Origin of the sequence: Algoriphagus sediminis (genome assembly GCF_030403435.1) — a bacterium.
GTDB lineage: Bacteria > Bacteroidota > Bacteroidia > Cytophagales > Cyclobacteriaceae > Algoriphagus > Algoriphagus sediminis.
On the sequence record NZ_JAUEPH010000002.1, the window covers coordinates 683859 to 709549 of the forward strand.

At 39.9% G+C, this 25691-nt stretch carries 23 protein-coding genes; 5 read left to right on the top strand and 18 right to left on the bottom strand.

Features of this window, described 5'->3' with window-relative positions; all coding sequences use genetic code 11:
- Positions 1-44: 44 nt before the first annotated feature.
- Genes QVH07_RS06215 through QVH07_RS06245 form a run of 7 tightly spaced genes read right to left on the bottom strand, consistent with a single transcriptional unit; the run spans position 45 to position 8583 of the window.
- A complete protein-coding gene (locus QVH07_RS06215) occupies positions 45-1826 on the bottom strand; it encodes an acyl-CoA dehydrogenase family protein (protein WP_289999290.1) in 1782 nt (593 codons plus the stop codon).
- Positions 1827-1830: 4 nt separating this feature from the next.
- On the bottom strand, positions 1831-2394 hold the full coding sequence (locus QVH07_RS06220; protein ID WP_289999291.1) for a sugar O-acetyltransferase: 564 nt from the start codon (positions 2392-2394) through the stop codon (positions 1831-1833).
- Entirely contained in the window at positions 2391-3566 is a 1176-nt protein-coding gene (gene uxuA / locus QVH07_RS06225) for a mannonate dehydratase (RefSeq protein WP_289999292.1), read from the bottom strand. The genes QVH07_RS06220 and uxuA overlap by 4 nt, the downstream gene beginning before the upstream one ends.
- Before the next feature lie 12 nt (positions 3567-3578).
- Positions 3579-4397 carry an SDR family oxidoreductase gene (locus QVH07_RS06230; protein WP_289999293.1) on the bottom strand — a complete coding sequence of 273 codons (819 nt, stop codon included), beginning with the start codon at positions 4395-4397 and terminating at the stop codon, positions 3579-3581.
- A 3-nt stretch (positions 4398-4400) separates the two neighbouring features.
- Positions 4401-5822 (bottom strand): glucuronate isomerase, encoded by a 1422-nt coding sequence (uxaC, locus tag QVH07_RS06235; protein WP_289999294.1) that lies wholly within the window; start codon positions 5820-5822, stop codon positions 4401-4403.
- A gap of 17 nt (positions 5823-5839) precedes the next feature.
- Positions 5840-7186, bottom strand: a complete 1347-nt coding sequence (locus QVH07_RS06240) for a Gfo/Idh/MocA family protein (protein ID WP_289999295.1) — start codon at positions 7184-7186, stop codon at positions 5840-5842.
- 11 nt (positions 7187-7197) lie between these two features.
- Entirely contained in the window at positions 7198-8583 is a 1386-nt protein-coding gene (locus tag QVH07_RS06245; protein ID WP_289999296.1) for a 3-keto-disaccharide hydrolase, read from the bottom strand.
- Positions 8584-8710: 127 nt separating this feature from the next.
- On the opposite strand from QVH07_RS06245, the gene QVH07_RS06250 reads away from it, so the two are divergent.
- Positions 8711-9871 (top strand): THUMP domain-containing class I SAM-dependent RNA methyltransferase, encoded by a 1161-nt coding sequence (locus tag QVH07_RS06250; protein ID WP_289999297.1) that lies wholly within the window; start codon positions 8711-8713, stop codon positions 9869-9871.
- A gap of 27 nt (positions 9872-9898) precedes the next feature.
- Here the strand turns inward: QVH07_RS06250 and QVH07_RS06255 are convergent, their stop codons facing one another.
- The 4 genes from QVH07_RS06255 to QVH07_RS06270 form a co-directional block, all read right to left on the bottom strand.
- Positions 9899-11407 carry a DUF4301 family protein gene (locus QVH07_RS06255; RefSeq protein ID WP_289999298.1) on the bottom strand — a complete coding sequence of 503 codons (1509 nt, stop codon included), beginning with the start codon at positions 11405-11407 and terminating at the stop codon, positions 9899-9901.
- 91 nt (positions 11408-11498) lie between these two features.
- Positions 11499-12251, bottom strand: a complete 753-nt coding sequence (locus QVH07_RS06260; protein WP_289999299.1) for a LytR/AlgR family response regulator transcription factor — start codon at positions 12249-12251, stop codon at positions 11499-11501.
- Entirely contained in the window at positions 12248-14071 is a 1824-nt protein-coding gene (locus tag QVH07_RS06265; RefSeq protein ID WP_289999300.1) for a sensor histidine kinase, read from the bottom strand. Before QVH07_RS06265 ends, QVH07_RS06260 begins: the two co-directional genes overlap by 4 nt.
- Positions 14068-15246, bottom strand: coding sequence for a histidine kinase (locus QVH07_RS06270; RefSeq protein ID WP_289999301.1), 1179 nt, complete (start codon positions 15244-15246; stop codon positions 14068-14070). Before QVH07_RS06270 ends, QVH07_RS06265 begins: the two co-directional genes overlap by 4 nt.
- A 357-nt stretch (positions 15247-15603) precedes the next feature.
- On the opposite strand from QVH07_RS06270, the gene QVH07_RS06275 reads away from it, so the two are divergent.
- Both QVH07_RS06275 and QVH07_RS06280 read left to right on the top strand, forming a co-directional pair.
- Entirely contained in the window at positions 15604-16662 is a 1059-nt protein-coding gene (locus QVH07_RS06275; protein WP_289999302.1) for a hypothetical protein, read from the top strand.
- A gap of 325 nt (positions 16663-16987) precedes the next feature.
- On the top strand, positions 16988-18082 hold the full coding sequence (locus tag QVH07_RS06280) for a hypothetical protein (RefSeq protein WP_289999303.1): 1095 nt from the start codon (positions 16988-16990) through the stop codon (positions 18080-18082).
- A gap of 3 nt (positions 18083-18085) precedes the next feature.
- On the opposite strand, the gene QVH07_RS06285 is transcribed toward QVH07_RS06280, so the two are convergent.
- From QVH07_RS06285 to QVH07_RS06305, 5 genes are read right to left on the bottom strand one after another with little or no spacing between them, the layout of a single operon-like run.
- On the bottom strand, positions 18086-18958 hold the full coding sequence (locus tag QVH07_RS06285; RefSeq protein ID WP_289999304.1) for a 5-oxoprolinase subunit C family protein: 873 nt from the start codon (positions 18956-18958) through the stop codon (positions 18086-18088).
- Positions 18955-19644, bottom strand: coding sequence for a 5-oxoprolinase subunit B family protein (locus tag QVH07_RS06290; protein WP_289999305.1), 690 nt, complete (start codon positions 19642-19644; stop codon positions 18955-18957). The genes QVH07_RS06285 and QVH07_RS06290 overlap by 4 nt, the downstream gene beginning before the upstream one ends.
- Complete coding sequence (locus tag QVH07_RS06295; RefSeq protein WP_289999306.1) at positions 19641-20366, bottom strand: LamB/YcsF family protein; 726 nt, start codon at positions 20364-20366, stop codon at positions 19641-19643. The genes QVH07_RS06290 and QVH07_RS06295 overlap by 4 nt, the downstream gene beginning before the upstream one ends.
- 40 nt (positions 20367-20406) lie before the next feature.
- Positions 20407-20916 (bottom strand): YdeI/OmpD-associated family protein, encoded by a 510-nt coding sequence (locus tag QVH07_RS06300; protein WP_289999307.1) that lies wholly within the window; start codon positions 20914-20916, stop codon positions 20407-20409.
- A complete protein-coding gene (locus QVH07_RS06305; RefSeq protein ID WP_289999308.1) occupies positions 20913-22373 on the bottom strand; it encodes a hypothetical protein in 1461 nt (486 codons plus the stop codon). The genes QVH07_RS06300 and QVH07_RS06305 overlap by 4 nt, the downstream gene beginning before the upstream one ends.
- 93 nt (positions 22374-22466) lie before the next feature.
- Here QVH07_RS06305 and QVH07_RS06310 point away from each other — a divergent pair, with 93 nt between their 5' ends.
- Positions 22467-23612, top strand: coding sequence for a methionine aminotransferase (locus tag QVH07_RS06310; RefSeq protein ID WP_289999309.1), 1146 nt, complete (start codon positions 22467-22469; stop codon positions 23610-23612).
- On the opposite strand, the gene QVH07_RS06315 is transcribed toward QVH07_RS06310, so the two are convergent.
- Complete coding sequence (locus QVH07_RS06315) at positions 23609-24640, bottom strand: sugar phosphate isomerase/epimerase family protein (protein WP_289999310.1); 1032 nt, start codon at positions 24638-24640, stop codon at positions 23609-23611. The two genes, QVH07_RS06310 and QVH07_RS06315, sit on opposite strands and share 4 nt — an antisense overlap.
- Before the next feature lie 85 nt (positions 24641-24725).
- Here QVH07_RS06315 and arfB point away from each other — a divergent pair, with 85 nt between their 5' ends.
- Positions 24726-25151, top strand: a complete 426-nt coding sequence (gene arfB, locus QVH07_RS06320; RefSeq protein ID WP_289999311.1) for an alternative ribosome rescue aminoacyl-tRNA hydrolase ArfB — start codon at positions 24726-24728, stop codon at positions 25149-25151.
- Positions 25152-25161: 10 nt separating this feature from the next.
- Here the strand turns inward: arfB and QVH07_RS06325 are convergent, their stop codons facing one another.
- Positions 25162-25656: a 3-keto-disaccharide hydrolase gene (locus QVH07_RS06325; protein WP_289999312.1), complete on the bottom strand. Its 495-nt coding sequence runs from the start codon at positions 25654-25656 to the stop codon at positions 25162-25164.
- Positions 25657-25691 lie beyond the last annotated feature (35 nt).

The window sequence follows — 25691 nt, forward strand, 5'->3', positions numbered from 1 at the left end:
GCTACGTTTTTTGGGTAAGTGTTTGAGAGTAAGAAAGTTCCTTTTTAAAACTCCGATTCTTTCATCTTAATTGTCGGGAAGGTTTCTGAGTTTAATCTCGAAATTAGCCCTTGAATTTTTGGCAACTCATATTCCATAAAGTATTCAGCCGTTGTGATTTTTCCCTGATAAAAGTCTTTATCACTTGAATTCTTTAATGCTTGGATTGAAGTAGCAGCTTGTCTTAGCCACATCCAACTAACGCAAAGAATTCCATTCACTTCAAGGAATAGTGTAGCATCTGCCAGGAACACTTCAGGCCCTTTCTGAGCTTTGCCTAGCTGCTTTTGCAGGCAGGTATTCACTTCTTGTATGGCAGATTCGAATTTTACACACTGAGTTTTAAGCTCAGGAAAAGATTTTGCCTTTATTAAATCCTTTTGCATTTCTTTCATCAATTCCTTCCAGCCAAGTCCATCATTTTGGATAACTTTTCTACCCAAAAGATCCAGACCATGAATTCCTGTGGTGCCTTCATGAATAGGGTGGATTCTCGCTTCGCGATAATATTGCTCCACAGGAAAGTCTGTGGTATATCCGGCTCCACCTAATACCTGAACAGCCGCAGAAGTGGTTTGGAGCCCCATTTCCGAGGGAAAAGACTTCGCAATGGGTGTGAGTAAATCCAAAAGACTCTCCCTCTTTTTTCTGGTTTCAAAGTCTTTATCATGGGTAACCTGATCAGACAGCCAGGAGCAATAAATCAGCAAGGCTAAGGTACCTTCGGTAATGCTTTTCTGAAATAGAAGCATCCTCTTCACATCAGCATGTTCTATTATTTTAACTTGAGGTTGGCTCAAATTCTTTTCCCCCAGTTTTCTTCCTTGGGGTCTTTCTTTTGCATAAGCCAAGGATGCATGAAAGGCGGCAGTTGCTATCGCTACCGCATTCATTCCTACACCAAGCCTGGCCTCATTCATCATCTGAAACATGTATTTTAATCCATGATTCGCTTCTCCTACCAAATACCCTTTACAGGCCTCATTTGACCCGAACATGAGATGTGCGATGGGAGCTCCTTTATAGCCCATTTTATGGTATAAACCTTCTGTTGTGACATCATTTGGTTCTCCAGATTCCGGATTTAACTTGGGTACAATAAAAAGCGATATGCCTTTTGTTCCTGCTGGTGCCCCTTTTATTCTTGCCAGAAGCAAATGCACCACATTTTCACATGCATCATGGTCTCCGCATGATATGTAGATTTTTTGCCCTTTAATCAAAAATGTTCCTTCCTCTTCGGTCGGAATAGCCTGGGTTGTCAAGTCTGAAAGAGAACTTCCAGCATCAGGTTCCGTCAGGGCCATAGTTCCCTGCCATTGGCCGGAATACATTTTTGGGGTGAATCGATCAATCTGAGCTTTGCTACCAAAAGAACGAATCAGATTAGCTGCACCCGTGGTGAGGAAAGGAAAAACGCTGGATGAATAGTTGGCCGCCTGCAATATATATCCAGCAGCTAGGTGTATGGTCCAAGGCAGTTGCTGCCCACCTTCATCATAGGAAAACGTTGCGTTAATCCAGCCGTCTTCCCCAAATTGTCGAACGATCTCCTTCATTCCCGGATGAATTAAAATGGAGCCATCTTTTAATTGGGGTTCCTTTCTATCCATCTCGGTAAGAAGTGGGTGAAGCTTCCTCTCGGCTATTTCTTTTGCTGCTTCAAGGACCAGCTCAAAGTTTTCTTTTGAATGGTCTGAAAAGTAGGGGATATCGGTAATTTTAGATAAGTCGATATTCTCAAAAAGCTGAAAATTCAAATCTCTGGGTGAATAAAAATTTGCCATTGGCTTAATCTTCTTGTTTGATATGCTTAATTATTTTGGCGGGGTTTCCCGCGACTACAACGTCTTCAGGAACATCTTTGGTAACGACTGCTCCTGCGGCTATAACCGACCGGTTGCCGATACTTACTCCAGGACAAATTACAGATGAACCACCAATCCAAACATCATCTCCTATGGAAATAGGCTTGCCAAACTCCCACATTTGACCTCTGGTTTTGGCTTCTATCGGATGGGTGGCAGGATAAAACTGAACATTTGGTGCGACAAAAACTCTGTCACCAAAGGTTACCTTAACTACGTCCAAAATCACACAATTGAAGTTGAAAAAGACATCATCTCCTACTTCGATATTGTAACCGTAATCGCAGAAGAAAGGGGGCTCTATACAAAGATTTTTTCCTTTTTTCCCAAGAATTTGCTCAAGGAGCCTGTCCCGCTCCTCTGAAGAGTCCGGTTCCGAATCATTGTATCTCTTTAATAGCTTCCTGACTTTGGTTCGTTCCTGGGTTAATTCAGTTCCTCCTGCCTGATAGAGCTGTCCGGCAAGCATTTTTTCCTTCTCCGTCATTTTTGCATGTGATGAATAAGTGCTTTTTCTATTCCTCTTATTTCAGCCAGTCCTTTCAATCTTCCTATGGCAGAGTAACCTGGATTTGTCTTTTTCCCCAAATCATCGAGCATTTGATGTCCATGATCTGGCCGCATAGGTATGGATTTACCACGTTTTTTTTGAATTTGTAGAATGGCTTCAATCACTTCTACCATGGGGACATCGCCATCCAGGTGATTTGCTTCATAAAAGTTTCCCTCTTCGTCTCTTTTGGTACTTCGTAAATGAATGAAGTTGATATGCTCGCCAAATTCCTTAGCCATTCCCACCAAGTTATTATCAGCTCTTACCCCAAAACTTCCTGTGCAAAAGCACAAGCCATTATTTAGGCTGGGATTGTCACCGAAGACCCTTCTACAATCTTCAGCGGTACTCAGGATCCTTGGCAAACCATAAAGGCTTTTTGGAGGATCATCTGGGTGAATGGTAAGGTAAATACCTGCTTTTTCAGCTATGGGTACGATTTCTTCAAGGAAAAGTCTGAGATGAGATTGAAGCTTATCGGTATTTATATCTGAGTAGGTCAAAAGCATTTCCCTGAACTCATCCAGCGTGTAACCAATTTCTGAGCCGGGTAATCCTTTCAGAATGTTTGCGGTGATTAAATCCTTTTCATCCTGGGTCAGGGAGTTAAAATAGGATTCTAATTCCTTAATTCTTTCCTCAGAATACTCTCTCTTGGCTTCAGGTCTATCAAGGATAAATAAATCAAAAGCTTCAACTGCCTTACTATCGTATCTTAAGGCCCTTGCCCCATTTTCCAAAGGCCACTCCAAATTAGTTCTGGTCCAATCCAGAATGGGCATAAAGTTATAACACACCGTTTTAATTCCTTCTTGACCAAGATTCAAAAGGGTTTGCTTATAATTTTCAATATGCCCTTTAAAATCTCCCGAGCGTGTTTTAATGGATTCATGAACCGGAACCGATTCTACCACTACCCAGCTTAGCCCTTCAGACTCAATCAGGCTTTTTCTTTCCTTGATGTCATCGATCGGCCAAACTTCTCCATTTGGAATCTGGTGAAGAGCTGTGACTACTCCTACAGCTCCGGCCTGTCTAATATCTTTAAGGCTGACAGGATCATTTGGTCCGTACCAACGCATGGTTTGAATCATTTCTGGAATCATATGCTAATTTAATTATACCCCTGAATAAGCGCTGAAACCGCCATCTACCTTGACAACTGATCCGGTCACAAAACCAGAAGCATCGCTACATAGCCAGTGAATGGCGCCAAGTAAATCCTCCGGCTGACCAAACCTATCCATAGGTGTGTGATCAATGATTTGTTTACCTCTCTCTGTCAGATTACCGCTAGGATCGGTTAATAATTCTCGGTTTTGATCCGTAAGAAAAAAACCAGGAGCAAGTGCATTAACTCTAAAATTTGGTCCATGCTTCTGAGCTAATTCCACTGACAGGAATTTGGTTAAATTATCGATTCCGGCTTTTGCAGATGCGTAGCCCATAACTCTGGTCATTGGCCTTTCAGCAGCCATGGAGCTGATATTGATAATATTCCCATATCCCTGTTTAAGAAAATAGGGTAGGAAAGTAAAAATGGGTAAAACTGTTCCCAAGTAGTTTAAATCTATTACTTCACGAAGAGCGTCTATATTCAAATCCAAAAAGGTTTGATCAGGTCCAATAACCGCTCCTTTCTGGTTTCCTCCGGCAGCATTGATCAAAATATCAAAGTCTAATTCTCTTTCTTGCAGTTCTGAATAGGATTTTTCCAAATCCTCCTGATCAGTAACATCCGCAATGAGTCCATCTGCCTTTCCTCCCTCTGCCTTGATGGCATCCACCAAATTATTGACTTTTGAAATGTTTCTTCCCAAAACAATAATATGTGCACCTTGCCTTGCTAAATACTTGCTCATTTCGGATCCCAGCACTCCAGTTGCCCCAGAAAACAATATTCCCTTGTCTTTTAGTGAAAACAGATTCTTATTCATATCTCATTGAATATTTTTTGAGTCAAAGTCAAAATATGACTTCGCGTTAAAATAGCAGATGTCGGAGATTATTTTACCTAGCCATTTTTCATCTTTTGGAAGCATACCTGCATCCACGTCCTGCCCAAATAGGTTACACAGAATTCTTCTGAAGTAATCATGTCTTGGGAAGGAAAGAAAACTCCTTGAATCCGTGAGCATCCCTATAAAACAGCTGACCAAGCCCATATTTGACAAAGCGTTTAGCTGTTTTTCCATGCCATCTTTTTGATCCAGATACCACCATCCTGAGCCAAATTGAATTTTTCCTTTCACTGAGCCATCATTGAAATTGCCAATCATACTGGCAAAAACCTCATTATCTCTTGGATTCAGATTGTAGATAATTGTTTTACAAAGCTGATCAGTACTATCCATTTGATTGAGGAACTTGGCTAGACCGGAAGCCTGATCAAAATCTCCAATAGAGTCAAATCCGGTATCAGGACCTAAGGTGCTAAAGGCTCTACTATTTGTGTTTCTTAAGGCCCCCAAATGGAACTGCATTACCCAGCCTTTTTGGTGATACAATTTTGCCAGTTCCACGAGGGTATGAAACTTAAAATAAGCTACTTCATCTGGCTGAAGTCGTTTCCCTTCTTGCAAGGTGTGGAATAAGCTCTCTGGGTTATAAGACCCCCAATTGAAAAACCTCAAGTTTTCCAGACCATGATCAGCGACCCGACAGCCTCGCTTGTGAAAATGTTCAATCCTTGCTTTTAAGGCTGCAAGTAAATCGGCGTAGCTGCTAATTTCAATCCCGCTGGTGCTGGATAGGTTTTCCAGGTACTTTATAAAAGTGATTGGGTTTTCTGCGGCATAAGCTTTGTCCGGACGAAAAGCAGGAAATAAACCCAAATCATGGCCTTTTCTGCTAAACTGAAGATGATGATCAAGAGAATCTATCGGATCATCCGTAGTACAAACTGTCTCAACTTTTTTCTTGGCTAGTAAGCCTAAAACTGAAAAGTCTGAGGACTTCAATTTTGAGTTACATTCCTTGTAAACGATTTTGGAATTTTCTGGTGAAAGAAGCCTTTCTATATCGAAGTATTGGCTTAATTCCATATGCGTCCAGTGGTAGAGTGGATTTCTTACGGTGTAGGGTACAGTCTCTGCCCACTTCGAGAATTTTTCCGAATCAGATGCACTCCCCGTGATGTATTTTTCGGGAATACCAAGGGTTCTCATAGCTCTCCACTTATAATGATCACCTGCTAGCCAAATCTGTGAAATATTCTCAAATTGACGGTTTTCATTGATTTCAGCAGGAGGAAGGTGATTATGATAATCGATGATAGGAAGGTCTGCGGCATAACCAAAATAAAGCTTCTCCGCGAAACTATTACTCAGCAAAAAGTCGGGTTGGACTATTGGGTTTATCATACGGAATTATGGAATATTTAGATTTTTGGTGCTTCCCAGCCTTTTTCATAATTCCTGGTCCAAAGCTCCTTGCCCTTCTTAGAGTTTTGAATGTGTCCGTTCGAAGGGTCACAGATTAAATCTTCATCCACACGGTAACTGATATTAGCCAGATGGCAAAGCAAGGTGGAAATAGCTCCATCCTCAATATTTGAGTTTTGGGCCTCTGTACCACGAATTGCATTGAAGAAATTAACCACATGAAGGGTACTCATATCTCCTCCACCACCCAATTGGGTTCCAGCTTCATTGCCAGCTGATTTACTGTCTTTGACTAGATTTCCATCTCGATCATAGTGCTTATAACCACCACGGTTCACGAATACCGTACCTTCAGAGCCATAAATGATGGTTCCTCGATCTGATCCATATGTGTTGTATCCATTTCGGCTTTTTCCATCCCATTGGATTACTTTGTTATCACCAAACATAAAGCTTGCTTCCATGGTGTCGTACATGGTCCAGCCATCATCTAAAAAGTGATTCTTGGCTGCGCTTACCTGTACTTTCTCCGGATACTCTACTTGTAGTGCCCATCTCGCAACATCCAATTCATGCGTAGCATTGTTGCCCGTCTCAGCTGTTCCGTAATCCCATCCATACCAATGCCAATTATAGTTCCAGGTATCATTGGTATATTCTCTTCTAGGTGCCGGACCTTGAAACATATCCCAGTCTAAACCTTCTGGGACAGGGGCTTTTGTTTGATTGACCACTTCACCACGTCTGTTGCTGTAAAAGGCAACTGCCTTATAAGCTTTGCCAATGGCACCATCATGAATGGCTTTGATAATTTCCACCGATTCTGGAGCGGATCTTTGTTGGTTGCCCATTTGTACCACTTTCCCATATTTCTTTTGAAGAGCCATGAGGACTTCGCCTTCGTACGGATTATGGGAGCAAGGTTTTTCCACATAAACATGTTTTCCTTGTTCTAAAGCTAGCCAGGTACCTGGGGCATGCCAATGATCAGGGGTAGCATTTATAAGTACATCTAATTCATTGTCTTCCAATACTTTGAGGATATTTTTCTCAAGCTTTGGTTGATAATCGACTCTCTCTGAAAAAGCCTTTGCTGTTCTGTCCATTTGTGATGTCATCACATCGCAGAGGTAAAGCAGATTCACGTTACTGGAAGGCAAAGAAATCGGTTCATAAAAAGCTCCAACTCTTCGACCTAGTCCTGCGATGGCCACATTCAGTCTTTCATTGGCTCCAATAATTCTTGCATAGGATTTTGCTGAAAAAGCGGCTGACCCAAGGGCAGATATTCCAAGAGTTGCAGCGCTTGATTTTTTGATGAATTCTCGACGGCTATTTTTCATAGGTTAAGGGCTTAATTCAATGTTTTGATTTTAATGTTTTTAAAGCTCACCTCATCTCCATGATCCTGGAGGAGGATATGGCCTTCGTCGGCTTCTCCAAAATCTTCCCAGATTTTGTATTTGCTTATGGCTACTAAATCTCTATAATTCTCAGATTTTCTCTCGTATTCTAAGACTTTTACACCATTAAGATAATGCTCGACCTTATTGTCAGGATAAACGATTAATCTGCCTTTATTCCAGTTTCCAGGTGCTTTTACAAAACGGCTTTGTTTTTCGGCAGTGATTAAATCATAAAGAGAGGCCAGGGTTCGGTTACCGTCACGTCCCATTTTGGCATCAGGGTGTTTTTCATCGTCTAGTAGCTGATATTCCAATCCAATGGCTGAACCTTCATTCCCCTCGGAAAGGGTAACGAAGTATTTTACACCACTATTTGCTCCTTCTGTTAACCTGAATTCAAAGGCTAGGTCAAAAGCACTAAATTTCTCCTTTGTGACAATATCTCCGGCATTGGTAGATTCTCCTCCCCCTGAAGATTCAATGGTAAGAATTCCATCATTCACATTCCAGCCGAAATCAGGAAAGGAATCCTGATAAGCACCTTTCCAGCCCTCTGAATTTTCACCGTTAAATAGTAATCTCCAACCCATAAGCTTCTCATAATCGGATAGCTCATTCAGCTTATTGTTTACCACAAAAATGTCTGTTGTGAAAGGTTGTGGTTTTAGATCTTTGGTCTTGATTCGGATATTTCTGAATTCAGTGGTTCTACCTTCATCCTCAGGGTTTTGTATGCTATGCACTTGAAGTGCAATGAAACCTGTAGCATCCATATCATCCACTAAATAAGCGACCTCCTGACCGTTTACCCAGGTTTTGATTTCATTCCCAATGGCTTCAATTCTATACTTATTGAACTCTCCCATTTTGAAAGCTGATTTAGCTCTGGGATTCAAATCAAGGGGATATAACCAACCTCTTCTGGCTTCATCATAAATACCACCTGACCAAGCTCGATCAGTAGGGTCAGCTTCCACCTGATAACCATAAACCAATCCATTTCCGTCCCTTGCATCGGGATCAAATTGACCGCGGGTCATAATACCCGAATTACTTGACAGATGATCAATTTTCAATTCTAATTCGAGAATAAAGTCTCCGTAGGTTTCTTTAGTTCGAAGAAAAGTGTTTGGAGAACCTGCCACTGCTTTACCTACTATCACTCCGTCAACTACTTCGAAGGTGGCGCTTCCGGCCACAACTTCCCAGTTATCGAGGTTTTCACCATTAAAAAGCTCGATCCAACCTGAATTTTCTTCAGATTCTGATTTTTGTTCACAAGATGACAATCCAATTAAAAAGAGAAAAATGAAAGGTGTCAGGAGTTTCTTCATAAGTTTTGGGTATTACTTTTCACATTAAGATACACAAAGCTTTCAGTGAAAAAATAAATTTAAATGACAAATCGCTTATTGAACTGTAAGAGCGGTTCTATGAGGGCAAACTTTATTACTTTTGATTATGCTTGATTTTAACAAAAAGTCCAAGGTCTTTATCACTTGTAAAGATAGGTCTGTAGAATACCTTGAAAAGGAGGTTAGAGAATTGGGTTTTGTGCCTGATTATGTCATGAGAACAGGTCTTGAGATTAGTGCCAGCATGGAGGAATGTATGGATTTAAATCTTCACTTGAGGACTGCATCGCATGTTTTATATGAAATCAAGTCATTTTACCTTAGAAGTGCTCAGGATATTTACAGAAGAATAAAAGCCATAGAATGGGAAGAGTACCTGGATGTGGACGGCTACTTTTCGGTGAATTCGGTCGTGGACAATGAAAGTGTGACCACTCCCTTGATAGTGAATGTGAAGGTAAAAGATGCCATCGTAGATAGATTTAGAGATAAGTTTGGACGAAGGCCGGATTCAGGTTCTGATTTCTCAGGATTGGTTTTCCAGCTTTTCTGGAAAGAAACGCAGGCCAGAATGTACATCAATACCTCTGGTGAAACACTTGCAAAGCATGGCTATAGAAAAATTCCAGGAAAAGCCCCTATGATGGAGGCTTTGGCTGCAGCCACAATCTATGCCACAGAATGGAACACTCGTGTGCCTTTTATTAACCCTATGTGCGGTTCGGGTACCCTTGCCATAGAAGCAGCCCTTATGGCCAGTAAAAGGTATCCTGGTCTTTTTCGGGAAGATTATGCTTTTCAGCATATAATTGGATATGAATCTGAAGCTTACTTTGCGAAAAAAAGGAAGCTTGAAAATAAAATAGAGGAGATCCCTGAGCTGAAGATCGTAGCCTCTGATATCTCCTTGCAGGCCATTTCCTATGCACAGGAAAATGCAAAAACAGCGGGAGTAGACCACATGATAGATTTCCAGGTGTGTGATTTTGCTGATACAGAAATACCCGAAAAACCCAGGGGTGTAGTAATGTTTAATCCAGAATATGGAGATCGTTTAGGAGTGGACGATGAGCTTGAGGAAGTCTATCGTCGAATGGGCGATTTTATGAAGCAAAAATGTGCTGGATATAGAGGTTATATTTTTACTGGAAATTTGGCTCTCGCCAAAAAAGTGGGCTTGAAAGCCAGCAGAAGGATAGAATTCTGGAATGGAACTATCGACTGCAGGCTTTTGAAATATGAATTATATTCTGGTAAAAGAGACTAAGATAGATTTAAGTTAAAAACCTTAAAACTACTGGTGTTCGTCCCGAAGAAGGTCATTCACTGTCTTTACCGGATTGAAAGTTATCAAAGGAACCTCAACGAACAAGGTATTCCAACCAGCCATGGATCCATTCCATAAACCGGGTAGTTCAAGCGCTTTCAATTCTCTTCCTCCTTTTGACTTTTCAGTGATAAAACCTGTTTTCATATCTCTGAACTTAAGTAAATCAAAGGATTCACCCTTGTAATTCCGGGTTCCACAAACCAAATCCACAGGATTGAAATGAGTTGCCGCATTCATATGAGCTTTCGATTCCGGGTCATTAAGATCAATTTGGGCTGTTTCAAGAATCTGTAAAGACTGAGAACCATCATCCTCCAAAACCCAGAAAGGACCGCCACCTGGTTCTCCTGTGTTTTTCACCATTCCGCAAACTCTGATTGGTCTGTTCAGCTTTTCCCGGAGGAATTCGCCTTTATTTTCAAGGCTTTTACCTTCAAAATCAGATGGAAGTTTGGCTCCTAGATCCCCAGTGTATACTTCCTGTGCTTTGGCCACTGATCCTTCATTAATTCCTAAATCTAGCTTTTTTAAAGCTTCAAAAGCCTTGGCCTGTACCTCCAATAATAAACCTCCAATTGCCATTTTATACTTCTTGGTTTCAGGCTTTAAGGAATCAGGAACCACGTTGTCTATATTCTTTATGAAAATAACATCTGCGTCAATATCATCCAGATTTTCAAGTAAAGCCCCATGACCAGCCGGCCGAAACAGAATCTTTCCATCCTCTTCAAATGGATTGTTTTCCATATCCACAGCGATGGTATCTGTACTCTTCTTCTGCTGGGAATAGCTGATTTCAAACTTGACTCCAAATTCAGATTCCAAGCCAGATTGAATTGATTCTATTTCACTTCTGAACTTTTCTTCATGCTCTGGAGAAACGGTGAAATGAATTTTCACCAATTTTCCTTTTCCCAGTGCATATTGAACGCCCTCTATCATATGCTCATAAGCAGGAGTTCTGTTTCCTTCAGGATAGCTATGGAATTTAAGTAGCCCTTTGGGCAAAGCTCCATAATTCAGCCCATCCTCATCTAAAAGAGCAGACAGAATGGTTTTATAATCTTGATTATCAAGGGCTTGATTGATAGAGGACTCCTTAGATTTCAGTGCTTGATCCAGCTTTTTATAAAAGGCAAATTTTTCAATATTGTCCATGAATTTCTGGACAAAAGTACTTTTACTCAGGTTACCATCCCCATCCATAAAGGCAAATAAGTCCTTAAACATTCTGGATGCCGCACCGCTGGCAGGAACAAATTTTACTACTTCCTTTTCTTGAGCAGATATCGGAAATTCTTCCTGAAGTTTAGAAAGCTTTTCTTCACTCAAAACCTGAATGCCATCACCGGGGACAGCAGGTCCCATGATTTTCAGAAAAGGGAAACCGTTTTTAAAATTTTCTATTTGAGTTTCTACCGTTTCAGGGTTCATTCCCTGTGCTACTATTCGTTCCTTGAGTACAGAATCCATAAAAATATTTTTGATTTAGGATAGAAATATACTAGCTGAAAAGGCAGTCTTCAAGGACTTCCAATTAATTTTTGATAAGCATGCCATTAAATCAAAGACCCATTTGCCGCAAGAATTCTTCTCGCTTGGAATTCGAAATAGAAATTTGTGCATCATTATTCATGACGATATAGCCTCCTTCAGATTTTACAAAACGCTTTACCTCTTGAAGATTTATCAAATAACTATTGTGCACCCTCATAAAACGGGAATCCAGAAGCATATTTTCATATTCTTTTAGATTTTTGGAAACCACCAGCTTTCTGGAATCCTTCAGGTGAAAATTAGTATACGAGCCATTTGCTTCGCAAAAATAAATCTGATCTGTAGGAATGAACTCAATTCCTTCCGCAGTGGCCAAAGAGATCTTTTTATTGCTCTCTCCAGGGCTGGAAAGATTATTCATCAGGTTTTTCAGAAGCTCTTGTTGGGAGTTGTTTTCTGAAGCGTTGACCGCTTTTCTTACTGCATTTTGAAGTTCTTCTACATCGATGGGTTTTAATAAGTAATCAAGGGAGGAGAATTTTATAGCCTTTATTGCGTAATGCTCAAAGGCCGTGGTAAAAATCAAATGAAAGTCCATTTTCTCGAGGCTTTTTAGTACATCGAATCCGGTGCCAGACTGAAGTTCTATATCCATAAAAACCAACTCTGGCTTTATCGTAGTTATTTTTTGGACTGCTTCTTCCACGTTTTTAGCTTCCTCTTTTACTTCCACTTCGGGGCAGTATTCCCGAAGAAAGCTTTTCAGCATTTCCCTGCTGTGAAACTCGTCCTCGACGATGATTGTGGTTAACCTTTTCATTGTTTCGGTATTTTTATGATTACAAGGGTGCCTTCCGGTAAATCTTTAAACTCTATGTACTGTTCGTCTTCACTCCCTGAGTTGCTTAATTTAAGACGGTCTTCAGTTAGCATCAGCCCTCTTGAAGGGCGATGCTGTGTTTTCTTCTTTCTTTTTTTGGCCTCTTCACGGCCTATACCATTATCTTCTACCTCACAATAAATAAAATTATCACCCTCTTTAAAGCGTATATAAAGATGCTTTTCGGCCTCGGTACTTGGCATTAGGCCGTGCTTGATGGCATTTTCTACAAAGGGCTGAATGATCATCATCGGTACCTCCTCAAAGATTAAAGAGTCATTTTCCGGTATCTCAATATGATACTGGAATGCGTGATCGAATCTCAAGGCTTCCAAATCCAGATACACTTTCAAAAGCTCAATTTCTTTTTCCAGCGTTACATTGACATCGATAGAATTTTCCAAAACTTGCCTTACAAATTTGCTAAACTTGGTTAGGTAGGAGAGGGCTTTGGTTTTTTGCTCCGATTGGATCAAATACTGGATGGAGCTCAAGCTGTTAAATATGAAATGAGGGTTAATTTGTGCTCGAAGTGCACCAAGTTTGCTTGATAAGGATTCCAGCTGGGCCTTCTGATTTTCCTGTGTGATGGTTTTGATTTTATAGGAAAGGCCGAGGGCAAAGATGGTGCTTTCAATCGCAGATCCTGCCACCATCAAATCAAGATTAAGTAAGAACATAGTCAAAAGGGCACCCGTAGTAAAAACAACCGTTCCTGCGACCACAAAGTAGACCAGTTTGTTTGGATATACCCTCCAGAGGTAAGCCACGCCAAGAAATGCAAATGTTGCCATAAAAATCCTCTGGACATTCATTAGGTCATATGCTAAAGAAGCATAGGGGTTGATCCAAATTGAAATTCCAACTACCAAAGCGAATAGAACCAGCAAAACTGCTATGCCTTTTACGACTCTATCGAACTTTGGGAGAGTCTCTTTGAAGTCAAGGAAATGACGAGTGAAAAGTAGATACGACAAATTTATTAAAACCTGGCTAACGGTACTAAGCCAGAGAAACCAGTGTAGATTATCATATCCAAAATAGCTTGCAAGCAGTGGACTAATTCGAGAATAATACATCAACTGAAAGAGGAGAAATGCCCCATAATAGATATAAAGTCTCTCCCTCATATTGTAAAAAAGAATGAGGTTGAAAACCATGAGTACAGAAGCAATACCAAGAAAAAAATAAGCAAGAAGCTGGCTCTTAAAGGAATCAGAAGCGATGTATTGTGAAAAAAGAGCATGTCCGTCTGAATCGCTGAAAAAGAATCTTTGACGGGAAAGATCCAATTCATTTCGTTTATACTCTAATCTTAAAAAAAGCTTGTTTCCCTCTATCAACTCATCTTTGGGAATTTTTAGATAAAGGGTGTTTTGATAGGTAATTCGCTCGAAAATATCATTTAGGAACCGATCTGATTCTAACTTCCGGACTTGACCTTCAGAATTAAGATAAATATCCATTGCTTCAAACCCATTCGGATAAAAATAGAGTGAGTCATCTTTTTCAAACTCTGGAAGAATTTCTTCCAGATTTATTTCGACCCAATAATTGACATTGGTCTTAGTCTTCACTCCGGGTTCCCAAGATTGAAAATTTCCGGATCTATTATACTCTAAAACCTGTTCGAAGGATAGACTTTCGGTAGTTTCGAAATACTTTGCTTCAGCCGAAAAATAAGCTTCTCCAATGAATCCCTGTGCAAAGGCACTGATTTGTAAAAAACATAAACTAAAAAGTGCCAGAGTATTTTTCATCCTAAATTTGGGAAGGTGATTTCTATGATCTTAAATTGCATCAGACCTGAAGCTGGTGACTTCTCCCTTACATTAGTTTTTATCGTGTAGGGCCTGATATCGTTGAGTAATTTCACATATTCTTCCCAAGGTGGAAGGCTTGATGTATATTCTTTGTTTTTTACTCTAATAGATTTATTATCAGGGTTTTCCATAGCCACATTCATTAAAACTTCATCCTTGAATATTCGGAAATCTATATTGATTTTTAAGTTTCCATCACTTTTGTAAATGTGACTTTCCAGTAAATTTTCGACCAGACTCTGCACTATTATTCCTGGAATTTGGGCATTCGGAAAATCATCTAGGCCTTTATGATCTAATTTGTACTTAAATTTTTCACGATATCTCATTGACTGAATTTCAAGATACCAATTAAGCATTTGTATCTCTCTATTGACCTCAATTTGCTCCTGTTGGATAGTGGTCAAAAAGTACCTTAATAACTTACCAAAGAGGTTTAAAAATTTTAAAGAGCGGGTTTTGTCTTCGAGGACAATGAAATGCTGTACTGCATTAAGTGAGTTAAATACAAAGTGTGGGCTTAGTTGTGCAGAAATGGCTTGCATCTGGAGGTTATTGGCCTTTTTTTCAATCTCCAGTTTTTCTTTAAGGATTTTCTCTGAATGTCTTTCAGCTCGAATTCGAGCAATCTGACCACTATAAATAGAAGCTATGGCAAGAAAAATTTGTAGATGCTGCTGTCCAAAATAGGCAGCCTGTGAGTTTTCACTATCGATTACCCCAATGACCTTTCCTTCAAGCATTAATGGGACAGCGATCTCAGACTTCATGAATTTGACATCCTTTATATAATCCGGATTTTTGGAATTGTCTTTAATTATTATCGGGATGCCATTTTGGGCTACTTTTCCAGTTACTCCTTCCCCAAATGAAATTTTTATAGGATTAAGAATCTCCTTTTCCTTTGGGTTCTTTATACCAAAGGCAGCTTTCTGCTCAAGCCTTTCACCAGACTCATCTACCAGATAAACAACGGCATCTTCTAATCCCAGGATAGAAATGCAGTTATGGACCAAATCCCAAAGGAGTTCATTCTCATCCTTAATTCCTTGAATGGAATTTGAAAAGTGAAGAAGAATCTCTTGGATTTCTTTTGGGGATATTTCTTTCATTAAAGTACTCAACTGTTTCTATCAATTTAGTAAATGCTCCGAGTTTCAGTCGGATTTGACTAGGGGAATTCAATTAAAATTAGACTGTAAAACTCCCTGATTTCTGACACTTTCATGAATCACTCATCTGGATGGATGAATTAGCTATATCAATTGATCGGGTTAAATCTGGAAAACCGAAAGTCCCTTTTTTTGCAATTGTCAGCGTTTTTAAACCCATATCAATTCATGAATCCTTTCTATCAATTGGTAGAATCTAACCGCTGATTTCCCGAGAAACAGTACAATTTCTTCCTCTATGTTTGGGGCATCGGAAGTTAAATTCTTCCATTTCTTTTAACTCAAATAAATCTAGTGATGAAAAAGTATCTTTTGATCTTTACAATCGGAGGTCTTTTAATGACCTCATCCTGTGACAGCCTAAATTCAGAGAATACAATTCCTGATAATGGCGTAGAGTCAAATCTTCTGGGAGATAATTCTTCCGGGGAGAACCTTAGAAAATCTGGAAATTTACCAGGTAATCCTATCGGTAAAGCAAGTAAAAATTACGATTTAGTGGAGAACGGTTATTTTAATTTAATGAGTGCTCTTCCTTCAAGTAAAGTAGATGAGTTCCTGTCTTCAAGTAGGGATAAAGAATCTTTTGTTGTGGGTATGATGAAAAAGTCCACAGAAATATTTGACAAAAACATTCAGTCAAATGGAAAATTTCTCAGTGATTACTCCAGAAGAAACCACCTTGCTTTGGTAGAGGAGGATCATTCAGCAGGTGATGAACACGAAATTACTTATGATATCGTAGCAGGGGTGAGACTGAATAACACAAGAAATGAAGCTTCTTTAAGGGTAAAAGAAATGCTGGCTAGTTTTAGTGATAGAACTACTTTTCAGCTTTTCAATTATACAGGACGACCACAAGCCGCCGGAACTGATAATTGTGGCCCCTGGTGTGACAGTATTCCACCTGTAAAGAAGCCTGAGCTAGAAGAAACTTATGAGTTTTTGCTTGGTGTACAGCGTTATAATGCTGATCCGGCACAAACAAGTTCAGCGCTTACAGAGCTTGAATTAAGTTCAGGAATTTCGCCAGTAGCTATTGGCTTGCTACTACCTGCAGTACAAAAGGTGAGAGAGGCGGCAGGAAGAAATGCCAGGGGAAAGGCTGATATTTTAATAGAATCCCTTGGAACCTATTATGGCTTGTCTTTAGAAGATAAAAAAGGAGAATTTTTAAAGTATGGTGGAGCGGGGTCCATTCTAGAACTGGTCTCTGAAGAATATCAATCGGATGGAGATTTGGATTGGGCATCTATACAACTGAACCGCACAAAGTTTCAATTTGAAATGTACTTTCTGTGGACCCAATATTGGGACTCAAGGCAGTCTGAAGTCCCAACAGGAACAGGAAGATAACCAACTTATTTTTTCTATTGTAAGGTGGTCAAAGCTTAGCTTTGGCCACTTTTTTTTCTGGGCTATTTTTTTCTTCAAACCGTGAATTCACGAAATGCCAACTTGACTTTATGATTTTCAGATTTCAATTGATGAATTACAATTTGGGTCAAAAATGCCTCTTTTTTTAAGGCTTATCTCAAGAATAAAGCGAAATCACCTATCCATCAATTAGTCTTAGGAGCACGAGAATTGTACCCAAACTCTTCCATTTTGTCTTTTTAGGTTTGAATTGTAGGTAGTCAACACTGACTCCCAAATCTTTTAAACATAAAAAACTCAAGTGATGAAAAAGTATCTTTTAATCTTTAGTGTTTCAGCTCTTTTTTTGGCCATTGGCTGTGATAGCCTGGAACAGGATTCAGTTAACCCAGCGGTAGATTCCCAGGGATCTTTAGAAGTATATACTTCGGATGAAAATGCCAGGAAATCAAATTCAACAAGCAAGGCTTTAAAGAAAATTGAGAGAAATTATCGGTTGGTAGAATATTCCTTTGCCAATTTTCAGAGAAAATTTCCCAAGGAAAAAGTGGAGGCCATACTCAAGAGGAGTATTGATGAAAACTCTTTTCTTGAAGAGATGATTAAGTATTCGAATGAAGTTTTTGATGAGACTCTGAAGAATAGAGGTAATTTCTTAAGTCAACAGGCACAGGCATCTACGGGTGCTGATTGCCATGAATGCTGGATAGACATTCTATCACTTCAGGAAGCTGCTAACTCAACTGCGGTGGATTCGGAATTGGCTAATCCTTCAGGTCCAGTTACTACAGCCGCTGGTTCTGTGTTTGTACATTATCCAGACCTTCCCGGGGAAAGCTTGAGAGACCCGAATCGAGAATTTCCAATTTCAAAATTTATTGGTGTTGGAGAGAAGTCGAACAGTGCCTGTGATTGGTGTAATGATAGTATCCCGCCTGTAAAACCACCTCAGATTGAAGAGGCATTGGATGCCCTTTTGGTTATTAACAGGATAAATGCAGAACCCAACCAAACTAGGGATTTGATTGATGATTTAATTTATAATGGTGGGGTAGAACCCGCACTAATAGGATTGCTTTTACCTGCAGTTCAAAAATTTAATGATCCTTCTGGATCTCCTCAGGCAGGATCTAGTCAATTGGGTAAAGGCAGAACTCAAGGAAGGGCAAGTATTGATGCATTTTACTCATGGTATGGACTAAACTCTGAGGAGTCATTAGGCTCATTCATTGCCTTTGGAGGATATGGGGTGCTTAATCAGCTAATATCTTCAAATTATGACTCGAGTGGTGACCTTGACCTTGGGAGTATACAGCTTTATCGTTCTCTTTATTTGCACCAAATGTATGTTGTTATGAAAGTCATTTGGATAGATTCCCTCCCTGGACCGGGGAGATGATTTTTAGACTCCTAATTTTTCAAATCGGACCTCTTGGCCCGGTTTTTTTTGTGCCAAAATAGAAATATCCTCTTCATGAATCTGCAACACTCGAGGATATCCACCGGTAACCTGTGCATCGCTCAAAAGGCAAATCAATTTTCCACTCGGGGTTAGTTGAATGGAACCAGGAAACACGGGGGCGGTCGCAATAGGGGAGATGTCATTTGGAAAGACTTCTTCTAATTGTGCAGCCATGGTATTTTTTAGCTTTGAAATATGCAATCTTTCTTTGAAAGCAGGGTCTAGAATTTTTTCAATCTCATGGTTCCAATCAAACCCTGGATAAACTCTAATTTCAGTTTTTTCCAAGTATTCGGTATCCCATTTTGCTTTCGCAAATCGATTTGAGGGAACTGGAGTTGAATTGGTGAAAAAGGGGAGAAGATCTCCTTTATTTAATGAAGAGCTTGAGGTTATACATTGAAGCTGGCTTCTTGATCCCAAAACTTTTTCAGTTTGAAATCCTTCGGATATACCCATATATATCAGGCTTCCCAATTCAAAATTGCCAAAAGAAAGAATGTCCCCTGCTTTAATCTTGATTGGTCCAAAGTATTTAGTTCCTGACCCATTTACTTTTACATCGCATTTGGCACCCGCTAAAGAAATCCAAGTATCCGAATCGAACTGAATTTTAAGGCCCGGTTGATTAATTTCAATTTGAGAATCATTGGGATCATTCCTTAGCAGATGATTATTCCATTGAAAAGCTTTATGGTCCAAAGGGCCAGAAACAGGAACTCCAATCGAAAAATAACCAAACCTTCCTAAATCCCGGATAAGTGATTGAGGTCCAGTGGAGAGAATTTTAGCGTTTCCCAGATCCTTAATCACAGCAAAGTAGGTTTAGCTTCACCTGAATTTAACTCTTCCAGTTCCTCCTTAGATATGGCTTTGAATCGAATGGAATCTCCTGGCTTTGCCCAAACGGGGTTCTCTGATTTAGCTTCAAAAAACGAGATAGGCGACCGGCCGATGACATGCCATCCTCCGGGTGAAGAACTAGGATAAATCCCTGTTTGGTTTCCTCCAATTGCAACAGAACCTTTTGGAATAGATAGATCAGGAACTTTTTTTCGTGGACAAAAAAGCCTTGGATCAAGCCCAGACAAGTACATGAATCCAGGAAGAAAGCCAAAGAAATGTAGCTTATAATCAGAGGAGGTATGCAACCTGATTACTTCTGAATTTGAAATATTTTTCAATCGCGCAAAGCTCTCTAAATCAGGGGCTAATTGCGGATCATAACAAACCGGAATCTGCCAGATATTATGGTGAATCGGATGATTAGAAGGATGATGATTCTTTAATACCCTTTTTAATTCCCCATTGCTAGGATCGTTTGCCCATTGGATGCAGATCGTTTTGAAACCTGTCCTGATATCTTTTATCTCTTCAGAAAAGCTTGATTGAATCAAGTTCAAAATGGACGTTTTTTTATTCAGGAGTTCATTAGAAATCTCCTCAAGGAAGGTTATCTCAGTGAAGTTTTTCCCAACTAGATTCAGTTTATACTTCATTCCCAAAATCGCTTTCTTATTTGTGGAAGGAAATTCATCAACCCTGGATTATCTCCATGAAAGCAAAGCGTATCCGCTTTTACGGGCAGCTTGGCACCTGATTTAGAAATGATGACTTGATCTGATATTATTGGATCCAAGTGCTCGGAAACACTCTTCAAATCAGTCAAAAGTGAGTTTTGTTCTGACCTTGAAACCAGAGAATAATCCTCGTTGTAGGTCCGATCACCAAAAACTTCTGTGTAAACTGGAAGGCTCTTAAGCTTTGCCATAGTTTCCATTTGAGAATTTGCAGGAACAAAAATCGGGACGCCAGGAAAAGTTTTCCCATAAAGGCTTGTTAAGTTTTTTGCTAGCCTTTCTGATTTTGCCGAATCATTGTACAGGGCTCCATGGCTTTTGATATGGTGAATTTCAAGATTTAAGGAGTGAGCCATTTTTTTAAAAAGCTCAAGTTGTTCAATCAATGATCCCTCCAAATACTCCCATTCCATAGAAAGAGATTTCCTTCCAAAATTTTCTCGATCCGGATAGGAGGGATGTGCTCCGATTTTTACGCCATTCTCCTTAACCAGAAGCATTGAAGCAATCATGCTACTTTCGTCACCATAATGACCTCCACACGCGATGCTTGCTGAATCTATGTATGGATAGATTTTTTCCTCGCTTGCAATTCCTTCTCCAAGGTCACAGTTGATTAATGGGATAGATGAAATATTCATGGGGCCATGTCTTGGGCAGCGACTAGTTTGGATCAAAAATCTACAAATTATTGTAATACTTGATCAGCTCATTTAGCTGTTTATAATCGAGGTTACCCTGGCAAAGCTTCAGGTGATGAGTTATTGCCAGGGCTTTTTTCATCCGACTTTCAGGATTTTTGACTTTGTTCACGATGTAAATCAAAGTTCTTTGTTTGCCTGGGGTGAGTTTATCGAAGACCAATTTTGCCTCCGGCTCCTGTTCCATCATAACTGAAAATTCTTCTGGAACTTCATGTCCATATTGACTGTGGTCCCTTTCTATCTCAATTTCGATTTCATCACCAGCCCGAACTTTAAGTTTATTCCTTATTTGCTGGTTGATTAAAAGGTACCAATAAGACTTTGCTTTGAATATGGCAAGATGTATCGGTCCATGACCATTAAAATGAACCAACACGCGCCTGTGTTTATCATCCATTAACTGGTCCACATATTTATCAGGAATCCGGATGTGATGCTGCCAGTGATTAAAGTCGAACTTATCTATTTTTGATTTGAATTGGATCATTTTTTTCTTTTCACATGAAATAGTCCTTCGCCCTTTTCAAGGCTCATGGTCAACACCAATTCATCAGCACTAATTTCAGCAGTTGTTATAAGCTTTTTTTCGCCTGAAATTGGATCAAGGAAATGAACTTCATATTTACCTGGATCAATTTCTAGCGAAACTGAACTATCCCTTTTTCCTGCTTCAATAGCATAAACAGCTATCCCTCCATCTCCGTCTTCAAGAGCAAAGGCAAGCAAACCAGGAGAAGCCTTTATCCTATTTTTAGCGGGGATTGAGTTTTCTAGGTTCAAGGAATGAAGGAAATCAGATAAGATTTTCATCTCTTTTCTGAATTCTGGGCTACCACCTCCAGGAGCCTCATTGATTCCGGTTCCATCTTCTTTGCCCACAAAAAATGAATAGTCCAAATGGTTAAATAAACCTCCTCCTGACATCATAAAGGCCCAAGCCTGTCTACGATAGACCCAGTCCTCATTTCCAGCAAAACCTGATTCATCAAAACCAATTACCTTATCTAAGTGGTAATTCCATTCAGCAGATTCCGGCCAGTTATAGTGGAAATTGACGATAGAGACCTCGGGATGTACATCGAAGAGTGGGGCTTTGAAATTGGTGAAATTTTGTGCGATTAGATGTTTTTGTGGCAATTCTGACTCCGTACTGACTATGGTCTCCACCATGGCATTTTGCCAATCAAGAGAGAGTTGATCTGCATAATCTACTTCTTGAGTCCAATCTGGTCCATCTGTGACATAAAGATTCATAAGATTTAAAACTCCCAAACCTCTATCCGACCAAGGCTCATTTTGAATCTCAAAAAAGAAATTATCATAGGAATTTAGCTCCTGCACAATTTTCTGGACATATCCTTTTTGAAGGCTTAAAAGCTCTCCATTTTCTAGGGTATGTACTAATCTTCGATCAAGCTCTTTGGTTTCTGCATTTAATCTGTTTTTTGGGTTTTGCGGACTGATATCCCAATGTTCATCTCGATAAATGGAGGAGAAAAAAGTAACCTCTACGATAATGTCTAATTCCTGTGCCAGACTCATGAATTCATGAAGTCTTTCAAAATATCTGGGATTATAAATGGCCCAGTTATATTTAATCTGCCCATTTTCTTCTTTCATTTCCCAGGGAACCAAAACCTCTCCATTATCAGGAGCTAAGGTATTATGCTTGATACCAAAGCTATCTCCAGGGATCTCAAAGTAACTCCCCATAAATATCCGGGTGTAATTCATCCCATCCCTTTTAAGTGTTTTGAGATAGGTTTCGAAATCGAAAGCCGTATTTATTAATGCACCATAATGTTCAGCAGAGGTAACCAAGACCAGAGGCTCTCCCTTATATTCGAAATAATGAGGATTGGCTTCCAGAAGCTTAATAGGTTCCTGAGCCGATGCTCCAAAATGACTACATACAAGACAAAGAAGGACGGTGAATTTTTTCATACTAATAGAGGAATATGATTGAAGATAAAAATTACTGGGTGGATAATTGTGGATTCAATTGCCAAAAGTTTTAGGGAAGCTATCTTTAAGACTATGAAATCTAAGTTGCCAGATATTAAAGAAACGATTTTTACCACCATGAATAGGGCTTCCCTGGAAGCGAATGCCATCAACCTTTCTCAGGGCTTTCCAGGATTTCAACCCGATTCCAGGCTTCGAGATCTTATTGCACATTTTACCCAGAATGGTAGTAACCAATATGCCCCGATGATGGGAATTCCTGCGCTTCGTGAAGCCATGTCTCTCAAAACTGAAAAATGCCAAGGAGTGAAAACAGATATGGATTCTGAGTGGACCATTGTTTCCGGAGCGACTCAGGCTGTTTTTTCTGCAGTTACAGCCGTGGTGGAAACCGGAGATGAAGTAATCGTACTTGAGCCGGCTTTTGATAGTTATGTTCCGGCCATCTTATTAAATGGGGGAATTCCCATCCATGTTCCTTTGAGCCTGAAGGATTTTTCTCCTGACTGGGATTTAATCAGGGAGAAAGTTTCAAATAAAACAAAACTGATAATAGTGAATACACCACATAATCCGAGTGGATACGTTTGGACCAAAAATGACTTGGAGGAGCTGGCAAGTTTGGTGGAGGAATTTGGCCTATTTGTGGTAAGTGATGAGGTTTATGAGCATATTATTTTTGATGGGCGAGAGCATTATTCACTTCTTTCGCATCCTGTACTCAGGCAGAGGACTTTTGTCTGCGGTTCATTTGGAAAAACCTTTCACATAACTGGCTGGAAAATAGGGTTTTGTGTAGCTATCCCTGAACTGACTGTAGAATTCAGAAAAATTCATCAATATGTGACTTTTACCACTGTCAGACCCGCTCAACATGCTTTGGCAGAATACCTCAAATTAGAGACTTATTTGGGCCTTCCGGACTTTTATGAAAAGAAAAGAAACCTATTTACTGATGGCCTAGAAAACTCCTCGCTAGAGTTTGAACCTGCTCAGGGTAGTTTTTTCCAGCAAGCTCAATATGGACATCTTTCTCAAATGCCAGATCGGGAACTGGCCTTGAAAATGACCAGAGAACTCAAGGTTGCTTGTATTCCAGTTTCAAGTTTCTACGCAGATGGAAGTGATCATAAAATCATTCGCTTTTGCTTCGCGAAAAATGATGATGAACTGATTGAAGCGACCTCCAGATTAGAGAATTTAGACAGGCTTTTTTAGGCTTGACTTAAGGCATTGGCGCAATATTCATAGCAATTCTTAACCTCGGTCACTGGGTTCGAACCTGAGGGAATTTGGTATTCGAGCTCAATAGTTGCCGGGAAAGAATAGGAATTGTCTTTCATCGTCTTTAAAACTTCAGCGATTGGGGTATCACCATTTCCCCAAATAACATTACCCTTTCCGTTTTCCGGAGTCTGACGATCTTTAACGTGCATACTAGAAATTCGATTTGATTGCTTTGTGATTAGCTCCATCAAATCCGTGTTTCCAGCGGCGATGTAATGACCAATATCCAGATTCAGTGCATTATTTGGGCTTTGCTCTAAAGCAGTATCCCAAAAAGTAAAGGTTTGTTGTTCATGTCCATGATAGGCTACAGAAACTCCATGTTGTTCGGCCATTTTACCGAGCTTCATCGTGTGGGCATCGTCAGATGGATGTTCTAGAGTTACATGGCTAGCGCCCAAAGCTTTGGCAGCACGCATCCCAAAATCAATTTCCGCATCACTATTAAGTTTTCCGAAAGTACTTGGCTTGTAGGCATAGATTTCTACACCAGAATCATTGAACATTGCCTTCAGCTCATCAAATTTGCTTATGTCAGCACCCTCGCGCCATTTTGCAACTTCTTGATTGTAAGAATCCACGGAACCCCTCATTTCCTCGAGTTCTTTCTTTTCGTCTTCCGTTATGGTCTCGTTTCTTTCTTTGCCCATGAGCATGAATAGATCCATTCTATTGAAACCAATCATAGGCTTACCTGCAAATTCTTCCGCTGGATCACCCATCAGTTCGACTGCAGTTACTCCAGCTTGATTGATATAGCCGAGAATTGCTTCTGCACTTTGATCCTTCATCTGACGGAAAGAATAGGTAATACAGCCCAACTTTACTCCCTCTATGAGAGTTTTGTTCTTATGATAGTTCTTAATGATTGCTGGTGCTCCTTCTAACCAGGTAGGGGCCAAAGCTAAACCCGAAATGCCAAGTGTGGCCTTCCTTAAAAATTCTCTTCTGTTTTTCATGTCAAAGCTGAAATTTTTGAATGTAAATAAGTTAATGATTTTTAGAAAATATTGATAATCCCATTGAGCCTTTTAATTTACATTGATGAAAAACCCAATCACTGAACGAGTAACATCGGGGAATTTTTTGAAAGAGCTTAAGTTTCAAACCGCAAGGAGTGGAGGACCAGGAGGGCAGCATGTCAATAAGGTAGAGACGAAAGTTCTACTCTCTTTTGACATTAGAGCTTCCGAAGAGTTGACTGAAGAAGAAAAGGAATTCCTCGTGAAAAAACTCAAGTCAAAAATAAGTACTGAGGCAGTGCTTCAGATTTCTTCTCAGGAAAAGAGATCTCAAATCCAGAATAAGGAAATTGCCATTAAAAAATTTAATCGGTTATTGGTCAAGGCCTTTGAAAAGACCAAAGTGAGGAAGAAGACCAAACCGAAAAAGTCAGCAATTGAAAAGCGATTAAAGGAAAAAAAATCCAGATCTGAGATTAAGGCGAATAGGGGATGGAAAAGAGAGTAAAACAGTAAATTTAATTTAGGACCTCAATCTTCACATTTCTGAACTTGACCTCTCCTGTGCCCATGGCCTGAAGTGCTATAAACCCTTCTTTTAGGTCCATATTTTCAAGATCTGCAGTCTTGATGGAATTAACCCAGGCTTCGACTCGGTTATCCTTCACCTTTATTCTATAGGTATTCCATTTTCCTATGGTTTCTACATAATTCAATGGATTTGCCCTGTTGACAATCGACCCTGTTCGGAAATCTTGATTTGGATGGGCATCCCAAATATTGATCTCATAGCAGTCTACAAAACTTAATTCTCTATTCAAACATCTGACAAAAATACCCGAATTAATCGTGCTATCCGGCCAAAACTCTAGCTCCAATTCGAAGTTTTTGAAGCTTTCTTTTGTCATTACGAAGCCAACCGTATCTGATACTGAAGCTGACAAAACCCCTTCCTCTAAGTTCCAATCCGCATCCCCATATGTCTCCCATATGGATAGCTCATTATCTAACATTTCGGTTTTTTGCGAACAGGAGAGGAGCAGAGCAA

Coding starts and splice junctions, on each gene's coding strand:
- QVH07_RS06215 (WP_289999290.1), bottom strand. CDS start 1,826: ATGGCAAATTTTTATTCACCCAGAGATTTGAATTTTCAGCTTTTTGAG.
- QVH07_RS06220 (WP_289999291.1), bottom strand. CDS start 2,394: ATGACGGAGAAGGAAAAAATGCTTGCCGGACAGCTCTATCAGGCAGGA.
- uxuA (WP_289999292.1), bottom strand. CDS start 3,566: ATGATTCCAGAAATGATTCAAACCATGCGTTGGTACGGACCAAATGAT.
- QVH07_RS06230 (WP_289999293.1), bottom strand. CDS start 4,397: ATGAATAAGAATCTGTTTTCACTAAAAGACAAGGGAATATTGTTTTCT.
- uxaC (WP_289999294.1), bottom strand. CDS start 5,822: ATGATAAACCCAATAGTCCAACCCGACTTTTTGCTGAGTAATAGTTTC.
- QVH07_RS06240 (WP_289999295.1), bottom strand. CDS start 7,186: ATGAAAAATAGCCGTCGAGAATTCATCAAAAAATCAAGCGCTGCAACT.
- QVH07_RS06245 (WP_289999296.1), bottom strand. CDS start 8,583: ATGAAGAAACTCCTGACACCTTTCATTTTTCTCTTTTTAATTGGATTG.
- QVH07_RS06250 (WP_289999297.1), top strand. CDS start 8,711: ATGCTTGATTTTAACAAAAAGTCCAAGGTCTTTATCACTTGTAAAGAT.
- QVH07_RS06255 (WP_289999298.1), bottom strand. CDS start 11,407: ATGGATTCTGTACTCAAGGAACGAATAGTAGCACAGGGAATGAACCCT.
- QVH07_RS06260 (WP_289999299.1), bottom strand. CDS start 12,251: ATGAAAAGGTTAACCACAATCATCGTCGAGGACGAGTTTCACAGCAGG.
- QVH07_RS06265 (WP_289999300.1), bottom strand. CDS start 14,071: ATGAAAAATACTCTGGCACTTTTTAGTTTATGTTTTTTACAAATCAGT.
- QVH07_RS06270 (WP_289999301.1), bottom strand. CDS start 15,246: ATGAAAGAAATATCCCCAAAAGAAATCCAAGAGATTCTTCTTCACTTT.
- QVH07_RS06275 (WP_289999302.1), top strand. CDS start 15,604: ATGAAAAAGTATCTTTTGATCTTTACAATCGGAGGTCTTTTAATGACC.
- QVH07_RS06280 (WP_289999303.1), top strand. CDS start 16,988: ATGAAAAAGTATCTTTTAATCTTTAGTGTTTCAGCTCTTTTTTTGGCC.
- QVH07_RS06290 (WP_289999305.1), bottom strand. CDS start 19,644: ATGAAGTATAAACTGAATCTAGTTGGGAAAAACTTCACTGAGATAACC.
- QVH07_RS06295 (WP_289999306.1), bottom strand. CDS start 20,366: ATGAATATTTCATCTATCCCATTAATCAACTGTGACCTTGGAGAAGGA.
- QVH07_RS06300 (WP_289999307.1), bottom strand. CDS start 20,916: ATGATCCAATTCAAATCAAAAATAGATAAGTTCGACTTTAATCACTGG.
- QVH07_RS06305 (WP_289999308.1), bottom strand. CDS start 22,373: ATGAAAAAATTCACCGTCCTTCTTTGTCTTGTATGTAGTCATTTTGGA.
- QVH07_RS06310 (WP_289999309.1), top strand. CDS start 22,467: ATGAAATCTAAGTTGCCAGATATTAAAGAAACGATTTTTACCACCATG.
- QVH07_RS06315 (WP_289999310.1), bottom strand. CDS start 24,640: ATGAAAAACAGAAGAGAATTTTTAAGGAAGGCCACACTTGGCATTTCG.
- arfB (WP_289999311.1), top strand. CDS start 24,726: ATGAAAAACCCAATCACTGAACGAGTAACATCGGGGAATTTTTTGAAA.
- QVH07_RS06325 (WP_289999312.1), bottom strand. CDS start 25,656: ATGTTAGATAATGAGCTATCCATATGGGAGACATATGGGGATGCGGAT.